Raw genomic sequence first — 13,770 nt, 5'->3', positions numbered from 1 at the left:
CCAGTTCTATCTCGGCCACCCGTAATCGCGGTAGGCCAGCCATATTCAGCCCAAAAGGATCCTACAGGAGTGTTTGAAACGATGTACACCCGGTCGCAACGCCGTCCTGCGATCGGGTAAGTGACTTGAATCGCTACGTTCTGTGCCCGGCCACCGAGACGTGGTCACCCAAGGATGTCGTGGGACACGTTGAGCGCGCGCAGTCCGTCCTCGATCTCGACTGGTGGCTCCGTCCCGGCAGCGACCGACTCGAGGAAGGCAGCAGTTTCGCCCTGATAGCCCATTGCTGTTGCAACGTCGCTGTCGTACTCGGTCATCGTCGATTCGCCTCCGCACGCGTACTCGAGGCGGTCGAGTTGCCACCAGCCGTCGCCCGACGCAACGGCGGTGCCCTCGGTGCCGATGACACCATGACAAAACGCCTCGACGTGAGCCGTCCAACTGTTGAGTATCGTCCCGATCGCGCCGTTCTCGAAGGTGACGTGGGCGACCATGGTGTCGTCGAACGCCTCGAGTTCGGGATGTGTCACGTTGGTCGTTGCGCCACCGGCGGTCTCGATATCGCCGCCAAGCCAGCGCAGCAGGTCGATGTTGTGGGAGGTGGATTCGATTGTAATGCCACACGCGTGCTCAGGATTCGTCCGCCAGTTATCGCCATCGGGGACGCCCCAGCCCCGCCGCGTGCTGAACAGACAGATCGGCTCGCCGACTGCACCGTCTGCGACGAGCGAGTGAAGATCCTGCAGTGGTTTCGCAAAACGAAGGCAAAAGCCCATCATGAACGGTATCTCGGCTTCTTCGACGATATCGGCGATCTCGCGGCCGTCCTCGAGCGTCGTCGCGAGCGGTTTCTCACAGAAGATCGCCGCACCCGCCGCTGCAACGTCTCGGATCACGTCGACTCGAATCTGGGGTGGAACCGTGATGTACACCGCGTCGAGTGCCAACTCTGCGAGTGCGTCGCGGTAGTCCGTGTAGACGGTGGCCTCCGCACCGGCTGCCTCCGCAACCGCCTCGGCACGGTCACGCTCGAGGTCGCAGACGGCTTGCAGCGTCGCGTCTGGATGTGCGTCGATATTCGTCGCGTGCGTCTCGCCGATGCCGCCAGCGCCGATGAGTCCGACTGAAAGCGTCATTGGGTTATTCGCACGGATAACACGGACAATAACGGTTCTGGATAGTGATAGCTGTCGGGCGCTTCGTCGTTTTTCACGGTTCGCTCACCTCGTACTGCGCCGTTGCGAGCCAGTCAGGATCGAGGGTGACACCCCAACCCGGACGAGACGGAATCTCGACAGCGCCGTCTTCGACAGTGAGTTCGGGGTCGTACAGCCCAGTCGCCCAGTGGTCTTCGATCGAGAACTCAAGGCGACCGCCGTTGTCAATCGCGCCGAGTAAGTGCAACGCGAAGACGGTCACCAGCGAGTGGTTCGCCGAGTGGGGGACACAGGGGAGTCCGGCGTCAGCGGCGAGTTCTGCGACGCGTTTCGCGCGACTGAGCCCGCCGATATAGCACACATCCGGTTGGGCAACGTCGACTGCACCCATCTCGAGCATCCGTCGCCACTGCGCGAGGTCGTTGTCCTGTTCGCCCCCTGTCACTGGAATGTCCAGTCGCTCGGTAACCACGGCGGTCTGCTCGAGTTCCCAGAACGGGCAGGGTTCCTCGTAGTGGACGACATCGTTTGGCTCGAGAACCTCTTGCCCGATTTCGATTGCCTTTTCTGGCGTATATGCGCCGTTTGCGTCGACGTAGAGGTCGACATCGTCACCGATTGCCTGCCGGACGGTGGGAACGATCTGCTCACTGCGCCCGTCCCATTCGTCTTCGTCGTCGCCCAGCGAGTTGCTGCCGCCGATGCGGATCTTGAACGCGTCGTACCCGTCCTCGTCGCGCAGACGCACAAGCCGGTCAGCCTCGGCTTCAGGCTCGATATCACGGCGCATGCTCGAACCATAGACAGGGACCGCGGTCGGTTCGCCACCGAGCAGCGAGACAACTGGTTCCTCCTGCCGCTTGCCGCGAAGATCCCAGAGCGCCGTATCGAGCCCGCAGGCCGCCCGACAGACGTAGGACCAGGGAAATTTGTACTGGCCCGTGATGATTTCCTCGACCAGTGACTCGATCTCGAGCGGGTCGCGACCCAGCGCCTGGGGAGCAATTTGTCGGTGAAAGACAGTCGCGGCGATATCGGCGTTGTAGGGTGAGAGTTGCCCGATCCCAGTGTCACCGTCCGATGTGTGAACACGGACGAATCCGACTCGACGGCTGGTAAACGTCTCGAGTATCGTAATTTCCATAGCTGTCGTCTTGCGATGGTGGATGTTAGTCCTTCGCACGAGGAACAGTTGTGCCGGTACTGACCAGCGAGATGGCTACTCGACGGTGATACCGCGAAAATAGCGCAACCACGAAAGCGAACAGGCAGTCTATACGTTCAGTTCCTCGAGCAGCGTCTCGGCTGCAGCACTCGAGGATTCCGGCCCTCTGGCGGTCAGGAGGTCGCCGTCGACGGTGACGCTCGTGTCGGCCTCGAGTTCGGCGTCCCAGTTGCCGCCGGCGGCGATGACTTCGTCTTCGACCCAGTAGGGAAGCTTTCGCCCGGTGGGCATCAGATCGTCGTCATCGACGATGCCCTCTTCCCATTCGTTGGGGAAGCCGGTTACGTCGCGACCGTTGACGATAAACGCGCCCTGGCTGTCGCGCGCGAACGCGAGGATGCCAACGGCATGGCAGACGACGAGTGCTTTTCCACTGTCGCCTTCGACAGCATCTCGGAGGAGTCGTCGCGCATCGTGGTCCTGATTAATGTCCCACTCGGTGCCGTGGCCGCCGGGGAAGACAACCGCATTGTAGTCGTTGGCATCCGCTCGAGCGGTCGGAATCGGATCGTTCAGTCGCTCGTCGTTCTCGTGGACCTCACGCACGTGTTCGGCAGTCTCCTCGCCGACCTCGTCTGGATCAGCCGACGTTTCATCAAGGACGGGTGGATCGCCCGAGGGCGTCGCGACAGTGATCTCAAAGTCGGCATCTGAGAGCGTCTCGAGCGGCTCGATACACTCTTCTCCCCAATACCCTTCTTCGCTGACGATAAACAATGCGCTCGTCATAGTTCCAGCTACGAACGGCAACGTCAAAACTCCCAGCCCTGCCATCGATGCTGCCGGTAGTTTCGCCTGACGGGTCGGCCTTCGTGAGAGTCAGGCCATCCCCACAGTGGCTTTTTCGCGCTTGCACGCCTCTACTCGCGTATGACCGACCGAACTGGACCGTTCGACGAGTTGCGAACAGCTATCCAGCGACTCACGCGACGTTTTGAGGCGATGGCTCGATTGCTCGAGGGCGATCGCTCCGATCACAGTGATCGACGGATCGGCCGTCACACGTGGAGGCGAACGCCGATTCCGTCGCTTCAGTCGGGACTGACGAGTCTCGATCTCGTCGACGAGGGAGATGAGTTTCGCGTCACGGTCGACGCACCCGGCTACGAGGCAGCCGACCTCGAGATTCGTCTCACCGGCCCGTCACTGCTCATTACGGGTAATCGCGAGCAGGAAGCGATTCATACTGACTCGTCCCCTGAGCACGCTCGCACCGAACGGTCGGTTCAGTCGTTTAGCCGGCAGGTGCCACTGCCAGCACCGGTCGAAACGGACGCGGTGACGGCAACCGTGAACAACGGGATCCTCACGGTTCGACTCCCGAAGCGAGAGTCAACGCACCCGGATGAGACGACGCCGATCGATATCGAGTAAGACGAAGTGGTAGTACGTGTTTCCGGTGATTGAGGATCCCATCCGGTGGATCATCGATCTCGATCGTCGTCGAGATTTAACGATTCGAAGAATCGTTTAGTGACGCGTTCGCCGACGAACTCGAGCAGTGCGTCCTCGTCTCCAGCCGTGTCTGCGAACAGTCCGAGCCCAATCCGACCGCCGGCCATATCATGGTGGCCACCAACGGCACCCAACTCGTCGAAGCCATCGGCAATCGTCTCACCAATATGTACGCGTGGATCGATCGAGCGACCGCTTAGCCGGATTGCGTCGCCGACGATGCCATAGGCAAGGACGGTATCGACGCCCTCGAGATTGAGCAGATAGTCTGCCGCCTGTGGCAAGGCATCAGTCTCGCCAGTCACCCCGACGCTCGCAACCATCGAGGAGCCTCGTCGGTCGCGAGACGCGATTGCTCGCCCGATTGCGTCAATCGTCCCCGGTGAGAAGGCGCTTCCATACAGTTGCTCGAGCATCTCGAGGTCGGCATCGGGATAGACGGCGAGGGCGGCTTCATACTCGCGGCGGGTCGGTTCGCGGACGAAATCGAGGCGTTCGCGATGGAGTGCAAACAGCAAGGCTGAGGCGAGTCGCGTCGTGAGATGGGTCTCGAGTTGCTGAAGGTACTCGATGAAAATAGTTGCTGTCGCACCGTATTTCGTTCGAACGTCTTGGAACCGCGCGTCGCTTGGCTCGCCGGGATGATGATCGACGACGATATCTGGGTCGATGTGGGCGGCGACTTCCGTATTCGCACCAGGTTGTGTGTGATCGACGAACGCGATACAATCAAACTCCTCGACCGCCGAATCCGTGACGCTTTCTAACGTAATCTCGAGCATGTTGACGAACGCCCGATTCTGCTGGTGAGAAATCTCACCCCCGTAGACGATTGTCACCGACGAGACGTCGGCCTCGAGTGCAATCGCTTCGAGAGCCAACGCGCTCGCGAGACAGTCAGGATCGGGATTGTCGTGACAGACAATTGCCAACGAATCGGCCGTCTCGAGGACGGACACGAGGTCGGCCGCGCGGGTCATACCGTCGGCTACAGCACCGAGACGCTTGAATCACGGGCGAGTACAGCATCGTAAGGACAGCCAACGAGCGAGTGTGACCAGCTATGGCGACCATACAGCCGGCCACTGAGTCGGTGAAAGTGAGTTACTCGCCAGTCAATGCCTCACTCGCCGGTGCAAACTCAATGTCCGTGCCAACGCCCGACTCGAGTGCGCGTTCGTACAGCATGTGTGCCGCGGCGACGGTTTCGATCCCTGTCCCGCCGCTATCGAACACCGTAATCTCGTCATCGCTCGTCCGACCAGGTGCCTGTCCGGCGACGACCTCGCCGAGTTCGGCGTGAATGTCCGCCTCGGTAATGGCGCCGTCCTCGAGCGCTGCCAGAAACGCCCCCGCGTCGAACGTCGCCCGCTCACGCAAATCCGGAACGTACGTCGCACGCTCGATCGTCGTCGTATCGAGTTCGCGCCTGTCAGTCGCGTACTGGCCCATCGCCGTGACGTGCATGCCTGGCTCGAGGTCCTCGCCATCGAACACCGGCTCGCTGGCCCGCGTCGCCGTGATGACGATATCGGCACCCTGTAGTGCCGCTGCACTCGAGTCGACGGCTCGAACCTCGGCCTCGAGGCACTCGTTGAACTCCTCGGCAAACGCCTTGCGGTTGGTCGGCGTTGGCGAGTAGACGCGTACATCAGTCAGCGATCTGACTGTCGCCGTTGCGCGCAGTTGGCCGCGAGCCTGTGCACCACTGCCGATGATCGCAAGTGTTTCGGCATCTTCTCGAGCGAGGGTGTCAACGCCGACAGCGCCAGCAGCGCCGGTTTTGAACGGGTTCATGCTTGCGCCATCGAGCAGGGCGAGTGGCTCACCGGAGTCGGCATTGAAAAGTGGTGTCATGAACCAGGCATCTTTGGCACCAAATCCGGCACTGTACATGTAGCCGCCCATGACACCGGTCTCGGGGAGAATAGCGGCGTAGCTGGTCAGCATTCCGCCGGGGTCAGCGCGGACAAACTTCGACCGTGGCTGGGCGGGTGCACCCGCACCACGCTGGCGATAGCCGTCACGGACCGCGTCAACGTACGCTACTGGCGATGCAAGGTCGGTAACGTCGTCGCTGGTGAGAAACAACGCAGTGGTCATACCGGGACGTTCGGAGACAGGAAAGGAAAAGCTAGCGCCAGAAGGGAAACAAACAGGGAAAACGGCACACAGAGCGCAAAGAGAGAGAGACTGGATTATGCCTAGTCCGCGTTGATTGGTGGGCGTGCCGAGCGGGCGTCGTCGGAGGCGTCTGCAGGTGTATTGACGAACATTGCGTGGCCAATAATTGCCATTGCGACGAACGCACCGACCGGAATTGCCGCTGTCAACGACAGGCCAACGACCGTAAGGGCAGCGCTGATTCCGAGCAGTGCGACCGGGATAAGACCAAGAACAATGTCGTAATATCCAGTCATAATGTATCCTATAGTATGACGAATAGGCATATAAGTGTTTCCCATAATTAGCCGATACTGGATTCGTTCGTAACCCATATTTAGAGCACTGGTTACTCATAACTTACGAGAATGTTATTTGGCGCAAATCCGCCATCTCATTTATGAGCCGTACACAGTAATTCAGGGATTGTTGGACAGATATTAGCTATTTTGACGGAAATTGTGAAGCACATGTTTCTATTCCTCCTTTACTTTGGCCATAGTGGAACTAATGGCGGACGAGAGTGGCTCGCTCGAGGCGCGAATTCCATCCACAAACATCTTTCAATTGTGAGGTGTTGGTGATGTCTCTGGTATTTTAGATAGACAATTGGTGCCATTACCCGAGGGTGAAGTTAGCATGAGGGCGAGTGAACAACTCGTTCGAAAACTAACACTGATCGCGGGCCAATCCATCGACGCCGGGCTACAGATCCCGCTACGGCGATTCCGAACCAACCAGTGCCGCGTAACCGACGCGCCAGATGAGCAAGACAGCCAGCCCAAGTCCCGTCATCACGGCGTTGAACTGCCAGGCGGCCCCGCCATCGAACAGCGGCGACGACCGCAAGAGGAGTCCGACGTTCATCGCCGCGAGCCAGGCAACCGCAACGATACGGGCAGCGTGGCGCGGCGAGGTCGCGACAGTCCGCGTATAGACGCCAGCAAGCACGCCTGCAACCGCCCAGCCGAACAGAAACGGAATCATCGTCTCGAGCGATGTCAGCGGCTCGAGGAGTGGATTGGTTTCGTGTTCGTAGAGACCAACTGCCAGCAGGCCAACGAGCAAGAGACTATCGCCCGCAACCAGCCGGAGCGTCGTCTGCGATCTCAGTGCACCCGTCTGCTCAGTGTGAACGCCAGCAGTCATTGCTGTCTCTTGGGATGGGAGGGTCTAGTACTCGTTGAAACCCGCGGCTGTGTCTGTGACAACGGTCAGCCAGGGCGACAAACGTGACACCGAACACAAATGACGGTAGAAATAAAGGGGGCGACTACAAATTACAGCGCCGATGGCCGCGGGTGAAATTGGCTGTGATGGCTGTGGGTGTACGATGGCGAGCGAGGAGTCGACGACTGTCGTCTTACCCACCGGCGACCGAGTCTGTTGTTGCCCGGAGTGTGAGCCACACGCTCGTTCGATTGGTGGCGATGCTGCGGAAACAACGACCGACAGCCAGTCCACACTCGACCAGCGACGCAGCGCCTGTGATGGCTGTCGTCGCACCGTCCTCGAGTCCGAACTCGAGCAACTCGTGCTGCAAGACGGCACCGTCCTCGCGTGTTGTGCTTCGTGTGCAAGCGAAGCGCCTCGAGCCGACACAGACGAGACGACGACAACGACTACGAACACTGAGACGGACGACTGCGACACCACCCAAGATGCGGCACAGACACACCGCTGTAGCCAGTGTACTGAACAGGTTGGCGCTGAACTGTTTCGCGTGACGACCGTCGATGACCGCAGTGAACAGCTCTGTCCGACCTGTAAGGACCGCTTTGCAGAGAACGGAATCATCAAACACGTCGAGATGCGGGCCGCGCGAGCGCGTGAGGTGCTTGATGTCGAGCAGGACGCGACGGCAGACGACGTCCGGGCAGCATACCACCAGCAAGTCAAACGCGCACACCCCGACCGCCCGAGCGGCAGTCGATCTGCGTTCCAGCTCGTGACCGATGCCTACGACCGGCTGCAAACGGACTCTTCGGAGTAGTACGCTACTTTTCGCAGTACGCCAGAGGTACCCGCCTCAGTGACGCTGGCGATGTCGGTCCTCACGGCCCACGAACCCGATCGTTCCCGGATCGAAGTAGTATCGCGTCTCACACTCGGCACAGTCAGCAGTGAGGTGGCGACCACGCCGGTGGAGTTTCCAGAGTTTCGTCTGTGCACGCTCGATCTCGAGTGTCACCGAGTGCGTACAGCCCGGGCTGGTACACGGGAACTCGACATACCAGTTCGGTACCGAAAGCGCCCCGAGCGGGGCGAGTTCACTGCGAAGTCGACAGAGCAAGTTGAACACCGTCACCGACAGATTCTGGCGATCAATCGTCACGCCTTCGATATCGCCGACGAAGCCGCCTCGAAGTTGCTCGTGATCGTACAGTGGCAAAATCGGAATTCCTTTCGCCTGTGCGTAGCCGATTTCCTGATTGACCCACTGATTCGTCGCCGACTGCTCTGTCAAGACAACGGCGACGACATCACTGTTCGAAATTCGACCTGTGAGTCGCGTCCGCGAGCGGCCAGACTCGATCTCCTCGAGGGCGATGTGGACACCAATCGGGAAATTCTTCACTGTGGAGAACAGCTCTTGGACGAGCTCGAGGTCGCCGGGTGCGTGTGAAACGTATAGCTGTTCCCCCGTCATCGTCTCCGATACGTAACCGATGCACTATTAATTTACCTGGTTTCGCTTGACCAAGACATCTGTTCAAGGGACGATTGTTAGAATTCAATAGCCGTCAAGTTCCCGTTGAACCGCGGTCTGTGCAGAACAATAGGGATGATCGACGAGTGTGGTCTGAGGCTTACAGCGGAGCGACCAGGTCCTCGAGTGCGGCTTCAGGGTCGTCGGCTTTGGCGACGCCGCTTGCGAGTAAGACGCCCTCGCTCCCGAGATCTCCGGCTGCGACGACATCGTCGCCGGTGCTGATACCGGCTCCACAGAGAACAGACACGTCGCTATCGACGTGTTCAGCTGCAGTAACAGCGTCTTCGACGACATCAGGGTCTGCTTGACTGACCGGCGTGCCAGTGCCGATGAGTTCTGGTGGCTCGACGGCGACAGCATCCGGGCCGAGAGCTGCGGCCGCGCCAATCTGTTCCGGGTTGTTCGCACAGACGACCGTCTCGAGGCCGGCGCGCTCGGCCGCGCGAACAGAGCCGTCGATGTCGGCCAGTTTCAGGCGCTGCTCGGAGTGGTTGATGAGCGTCCCGACCGCGCCCGCGTCCGCGGCGGTTTCTGCGAGCGTGTGTCCGGTGTTGCTCCCGTAGTCGATTGGGTCGACGTGCTGGGCCCACGTCTCGACGCCCGTTTCGGCGACGCGCTCTAAGTGGGCTGCCTGTGGAGCAACCGCTAGTCGGGCGTCAGTGGTATCGTTGACATCGCGAACGGCCGTTGCGACCTCGACCGGGTCACACGGGTACGTCTTCAGGTTGACGAGAACGAACATATATGCAACCCCTGCCCCGGCAAAGAAATAGCTTGCGAGTCAGTGTCGCGTCGACAGCAAAAAGACAGCCGATACCGACGCCGCTGGTGGTGGGCCAGCAACCAAACTGCTGGCGACACCTGCTCGATCTAGTCTTTGCGTTTAACGACATCGCCCAGCGTGTAACTGCCGGAGGACGACCCGCCCGACCACTCCGAGTCATCACCGGAACTGCCCTCCGCGCTCAGGGAAATATCGAGGTTGCGCTCGAGTTTCGACTGCACGCCGTCACTCGGAAGGGTATCACCGCGTTCGATTTTGCGGATGAGACTTGCTTTCTCGTTGAGTTCGTTCGCGAGGTCGGACTGACTGAGGCCCTTGCTCTCACGAGCCTGTCGAACCCGCTCATCATAGTCCGTCGCGAGTTCGTCCATATCGTCGAACATATCGGTTCGCGATTGGCTGGAGGAACTCGAGGAGGATGCGGAGCTTCCAGCGCTCGTGCCGCTTGCACCCCCACTTGAACTTGAGGACCCCGACGAACTCGAGGTAGTTGAATATTTGCTCGAGGAACTCGAACTCGAGGTCTGTTTCACTTCAGTGCCGAAGTCCGTACAGTTCGAACACACGTCGAGTTCTGCTCCCTCGACTTTGATGGTCTTCGGAGACGACGTCTCGGCGCCACACATCTCGCACTGAACCATGCACGTAGCTATATCGTGACGAGCTATAAAGCATGCGGCGTGCTCTCGAATCGACAGAAACTCATTCAAGCGGCGGCGGCTTACTCGAGTGCCGACCAGGAGTGCGCAAATCGCTGGAGAGCGGTCAGGTGGCCGACAATGGCGAGGAAGACGAGCAGCCAGCCGATCACGGTAAGTCCGCCGGGATCCATGGCTGCAAGCGGGTAGGCCAGAAAGCCGACGATGCCGATGATCGCCAGTCGGTCGGCACGGCCGACGAGGCCGCCGTAGACGCGGTCGAGGCCGACAGCTTGGGCCTGCGTGCCGAGATACGAGGTCATGATGACGCCCGTCACGGCGAGAAAGCCGAGGAAGTAGTTCTCGACGCCCGCGGCGAGCCCGGCGATGATAACAATATCCGCGTACCGGTCGAGAACGTGATCAAGCAGGTCACCACCGGCGGAGGCGACGTTCTGCTCGCGCGCGAGTGCGCCGTCGACAATGTCAAGCCAGCCGTTCAGAAAGACCAACGCAGCAGCCACGACGTACCAGATTTCGTGTGCCTGCCCGCCAAGGAAGAAGGCAACGGCAGCGAGCACTGCCATGCCGAACGCGATCACACTCACGCCATCCGGCGTCAATCCAATACGGTCGAACCCATTGACGAACGGGTCAAGAAACGGTGAAACGTATGGTCGCAGTTGATCAAGCGTCATCCGAGATACCCCACAAAGTCAACGCCACCAGCACTCGGTTCGCGTGCGCCCGTCACAACCGCCTCGAGCGCATCTGCAACGGCGTCGGGTTCGCGCTCGGTCGTGTCGATTTCGTAGACCGACTCGAGGCCGTGTTCTTCGGCTGCTTCGGCGAGGATGACATCGAGCGCTTCGCTTTCTGCGTTCTCGCGGGCTTTGGCCTCGGTCTCGCCGCGTTCGAGTAATCGCTGCTCGAGTGTTGCAGGCGCACACCGGAGAACGGCTACGCGGTCAGCGTCGAAGTGGTGTGCGAGGTGCGATTCGATGACGACATCGTCGCGGCCCTTGAGCCACTCTGCGAGGGCCTCGAGGTCGGCGATCTTACTCTCGCGGTCGGCGTCGACCTCGGTATAGAGCTTCTCGTCCTCGAGGACTCGATTGAGGTGGATGACTTCGAACTCGCCGTCGGCAAATCGCTCTGCAAGTCGCTCGGTTGCGGTCGTCTTGCCGGTTCCCGGCGTGCCAGTGACGGCGACCCTCACGCGTCGGGCACCTCAGGGTTAGCGTCTGCCGCCCTGCCGCTGCCGTCAGTTGCGAGTCCAGGGTCGACCTCGAAGTCCTCGAGGACAGCGTTGAGGGTTTCGACGGCGCGTTCGGTTTCCTCCTCGGTGCCACAGGTGATGCGGATACAGCCCGGTAGGCCGAAACTCGTGCAGTCGCGGACGATAACGCCGCGTTCCTGTAACTCCGCAGCGACGGCACTGGCATCGCCAACGTCGACGAGAGCGAAGTTCCCCTCGCTCTCCCAGACGTGGCTGTCGATGTGCTCTCGCATGTACGCGCGGGAGTTTCGAGCCGTTTCCACGGTTCGGGCGACATGTTCGTCGTCGCCGATGGCAGCCAGTCCGGCCCGGCAGGCAAGTTCGCTGGCGGCAAAAGGTGTATTCACACGCGCGTAGGCGTCCGCCCACGCGTCGGGAACGACAGCGTAGCCGAGTCGGACGCCGGCGAGCCCGTAGGCTTTCGAGAACGTCCGCAAGACAGCGATATCGTCTCGTGCGTCGAAGCCATCGCGACCCTCGAGCAGCGAGACGGCGCTGTCGACGTTGGCGAACTCCCCGTAGGCCTCGTCGACGACAACAAGCGTCTCCTCGTCGGTTTCCTCGGCGATTTGCTCGATTGCCTCGAGCGAGATCGTCGAGCCGGATGGGTTGTGTGGACTCGTGAGGTAGACGATTCGGTCGCCATCGTAGGCCTCAAGAACGGCCTTGGCCGTCTGTTCGAAGTCCTCGGTGCGCTCGAGACTATACTCGCGGACGTCGCCGTGGTGATAGCGCGCGCTCATCCCGTAGTAGGCGAAACCGGGTGAGGGGACGAGCACGGTGTCGTCAGGCTCGAGCATGGCTCTCGAGAGGTAATCGAGCGCGCCGTCGCCGCCGTTTGCGAGCCAGACTTGACTCGAGTCGACAGCCCACTGTTCGGCAATCGCATCGGTGAGGTCCGTATGGGTGGATTTCGGGTAGGAACTCACACTCGAGGCGGCGTCGCGAAGGGCGACAGCGGCCGCCGGTGAGGGGCCGTGTGGGTTCTCGTTCGAGGCGAGTTTGATGAACTCGTCGGGATCGCGCCCAAGTTCGCGGGCGACTTCCTCGATGCCCCGACCCGCCTCGTAAGCGACGTGATCGGACAGGTCGCGCGGTTGCATACGCCAACCCAGTTCGTCGCGGCTCTTAAGGTTGCTTACCTGTTCCGGGCTCGAGACCCCTTCGGAACGTGAACCGATGGCGTTGAAAACACCGCTGTCGAACACCGTCGCATGGAACGCACGGGGACGATTCTACGCGGGCGGGAGTTCGAGCCAGTCGAGGGACGGATCGTGATCGATGAGGCGGGGCGAATCGAAGCCATCGAGGAGGCGTCCGTCGAGAGTAACGACATCATCTGTCCGGCGTTCGTCAACGCACACACGCATATCGGTGACTCGATTGCGAAAGAGGCCGGACGCGGGCTCTCGCTCGAGGAGTTGGTTGCGCCGCCGGACGGGCTAAAACATCGCCTGCTTCGCAGCGCTGACCGCGAAGACCTCGTCCGCGAAATGCGTCGCTCACTGCGATTCATGCAGCGAAGCGGAACGGCGGCCTGTCTGGATTTCCGCGAGGGCGACGTGGCGGGCGTCGAGATGCTCACCGAGGCACAGCAGGGACTGCCGCTCGAGGCGCTCGCGTTCGCCCGGGGCTCGGTCGACGCCATGCGCGCCGGCGACGGCTTCGGTGCCAGCGGCGCGAACGACAACACGTTCGACGCCGAACGCGAGGCCACCCGCGAGGCGGGCAAGCCGTTCGGGATTCACGCCGGCGAGGTCAACGCGACCGACATCGACCCCGCGCTTGACCTCGAGCCGGAGTTTCTCGTCCATATGGTCCACCCCGAAGAACACCACTTCGAGCGCGTTGCCGACCAGAACGTGCCCATCGTTGTCTGCCCGCGGTCGAATCTCGTCACGAACGTTGGGCTCTCGCCGTACACAGAACTTTCCGAGCGGACGACGCTCGCACTCGGCACGGATAACGTGATGCTCAACTCGCCGTCGATGTTCCGCGAAATGGAGTTCATGGCGAAATGCTCAGATCTCCCAGCCGACGAAGTGTTGCGGATGGCGACGATCAACGGCGCTGAAATCGCCGGCCTCGAGTACGGCGTCCTCGAGCCGGGTCGCGAGGCACGACTGCTGGTGCTCGATGGCGACTCGCACAATCTTGCGGGCGCGCGAGACCCCGTTCGGGCGGTCGTCCGCCGCGCTGGTGTCGATGACATTCAGGAGACGATCCTCGAGCCAGCCACGAACTGACCAGTTACGGATGAGAACACACTGACTCGAGTCGTGTGCTCAGTTTTTCTCGAGCGGTTCCGGCCGGAATGAGCAGGGCAAAATTAGTCTTTGTTCGGACTATTTGCGAA

16 protein-coding genes are annotated in these 13,770 nt (G+C 60.8%); 3 read left to right on the top strand and 13 right to left on the bottom strand.

Going from position 1 to position 13,770, the window contains the following annotated elements; all coding sequences use genetic code 11:
- Positions 1-164 precede the first annotated feature (164 nt).
- The 3 genes from G6M89_RS00535 to G6M89_RS00525 all read right to left on the bottom strand — a co-directional run bounded on the left by G6M89_RS00535 (position 165) and on the right by G6M89_RS00525 (position 3,111).
- A complete protein-coding gene (locus G6M89_RS00535) occupies positions 165-1,136 on the bottom strand; it encodes a Gfo/Idh/MocA family protein (protein ID WP_165159842.1) in 972 nt (323 codons plus the stop codon).
- Between the two features lie 73 nt (positions 1,137-1,209).
- Entirely contained in the window at positions 1,210-2,301 is a 1,092-nt protein-coding gene (locus G6M89_RS00530; RefSeq protein ID WP_165159841.1) for a mandelate racemase/muconate lactonizing enzyme family protein, read from the bottom strand.
- A gap of 129 nt (positions 2,302-2,430) precedes the next feature.
- Positions 2,431-3,111 (bottom strand): type 1 glutamine amidotransferase domain-containing protein, encoded by a 681-nt coding sequence (locus G6M89_RS00525; protein WP_165159839.1) that lies wholly within the window; start codon positions 3,109-3,111, stop codon positions 2,431-2,433.
- Positions 3,112-3,252: 141 nt separating this feature from the next.
- On the opposite strand from G6M89_RS00525, the gene G6M89_RS00520 reads away from it, so the two are divergent.
- Entirely contained in the window at positions 3,253-3,756 is a 504-nt protein-coding gene (locus G6M89_RS00520) for an Hsp20/alpha crystallin family protein (RefSeq protein ID WP_165159837.1), read from the top strand.
- A 50-nt stretch (positions 3,757-3,806) separates the two neighbouring features.
- On the opposite strand, the gene G6M89_RS00515 is transcribed toward G6M89_RS00520, so the two are convergent.
- From G6M89_RS00515 to G6M89_RS00500, 4 genes are all read right to left on the bottom strand, one after another.
- Positions 3,807-4,817, bottom strand: a complete 1,011-nt coding sequence (locus G6M89_RS00515; protein ID WP_165159835.1) for a bifunctional oligoribonuclease/PAP phosphatase NrnA — start codon at positions 4,815-4,817, stop codon at positions 3,807-3,809.
- Between the two features lie 124 nt (positions 4,818-4,941).
- On the bottom strand, positions 4,942-5,940 hold the full coding sequence (locus G6M89_RS00510; RefSeq protein WP_165159833.1) for an ornithine cyclodeaminase family protein: 999 nt from the start codon (positions 5,938-5,940) through the stop codon (positions 4,942-4,944).
- Positions 5,941-6,041: 101 nt separating this feature from the next.
- Positions 6,042-6,257: a hypothetical protein gene (locus G6M89_RS00505; RefSeq protein ID WP_165159831.1), complete on the bottom strand. Its 216-nt coding sequence runs from the start codon at positions 6,255-6,257 to the stop codon at positions 6,042-6,044.
- A 460-nt stretch (positions 6,258-6,717) separates the two neighbouring features.
- Positions 6,718-7,149, bottom strand: a complete 432-nt coding sequence (locus tag G6M89_RS00500) for a DUF3054 domain-containing protein (RefSeq protein WP_165159829.1) — start codon at positions 7,147-7,149, stop codon at positions 6,718-6,720.
- Positions 7,150-7,291: 142 nt separating this feature from the next.
- Between G6M89_RS00500 and G6M89_RS00495 the strand changes: the two genes are divergently transcribed.
- The gene (locus tag G6M89_RS00495) at positions 7,292-7,993 is read left to right on the top strand and encodes a J domain-containing protein (RefSeq protein WP_165159827.1); all 702 of its coding nucleotides are present in this window, start codon (positions 7,292-7,294) and stop codon (positions 7,991-7,993) included.
- Positions 7,994-8,029: 36 nt separating this feature from the next.
- Here the strand turns inward: G6M89_RS00495 and G6M89_RS00490 are convergent, their stop codons facing one another.
- The 6 genes from G6M89_RS00490 to hisC all read right to left on the bottom strand — a co-directional run bounded on the left by G6M89_RS00490 (position 8,030) and on the right by hisC (position 12,517).
- A complete protein-coding gene (locus tag G6M89_RS00490) occupies positions 8,030-8,650 on the bottom strand; it encodes a toll/interleukin-1 receptor domain-containing protein (protein ID WP_165159825.1) in 621 nt (206 codons plus the stop codon).
- Between the two features lie 160 nt (positions 8,651-8,810).
- Positions 8,811-9,455, bottom strand: a complete 645-nt coding sequence (gene tpiA, locus G6M89_RS00485) for a triose-phosphate isomerase (protein ID WP_165159823.1) — start codon at positions 9,453-9,455, stop codon at positions 8,811-8,813.
- 128 nt (positions 9,456-9,583) lie between these two features.
- Positions 9,584-10,138, bottom strand: coding sequence for a multiprotein bridging factor aMBF1 (locus G6M89_RS00480; RefSeq protein ID WP_165159821.1), 555 nt, complete (start codon positions 10,136-10,138; stop codon positions 9,584-9,586).
- Between the two features lie 80 nt (positions 10,139-10,218).
- Entirely contained in the window at positions 10,219-10,833 is a 615-nt protein-coding gene (locus G6M89_RS00475; protein WP_165159819.1) for a CDP-alcohol phosphatidyltransferase family protein, read from the bottom strand.
- On the bottom strand, positions 10,830-11,354 hold the full coding sequence (locus G6M89_RS00470; protein ID WP_165159817.1) for an adenylate kinase family protein: 525 nt from the start codon (positions 11,352-11,354) through the stop codon (positions 10,830-10,832). Before G6M89_RS00470 ends, G6M89_RS00475 begins: the two co-directional genes overlap by 4 nt.
- Positions 11,351-12,517 carry a histidinol-phosphate transaminase gene (gene hisC, locus G6M89_RS00465; RefSeq protein WP_165159815.1) on the bottom strand — a complete coding sequence of 389 codons (1,167 nt, stop codon included), beginning with the start codon at positions 12,515-12,517 and terminating at the stop codon, positions 11,351-11,353. Before hisC ends, G6M89_RS00470 begins: the two co-directional genes overlap by 4 nt.
- Before the next feature lie 111 nt (positions 12,518-12,628).
- Between hisC and G6M89_RS00460 the strand changes: the two genes are divergently transcribed.
- The gene (locus G6M89_RS00460) at positions 12,629-13,660 is read left to right on the top strand and encodes an amidohydrolase family protein (protein ID WP_165159813.1); all 1,032 of its coding nucleotides are present in this window, start codon (positions 12,629-12,631) and stop codon (positions 13,658-13,660) included.
- Positions 13,661-13,770 lie beyond the last annotated feature (110 nt).

The sequence above is a fragment of the Natronolimnobius sp. AArcel1 genome (assembly GCF_011043775.1).
Classification (GTDB): Archaea; Halobacteriota; Halobacteria; order Halobacteriales; family Natrialbaceae; genus Natronolimnobius.
The sequence above is the reverse complement of the archived record's forward strand: the minus strand, read 5'-3'. Positions and strand labels throughout refer to the sequence as shown.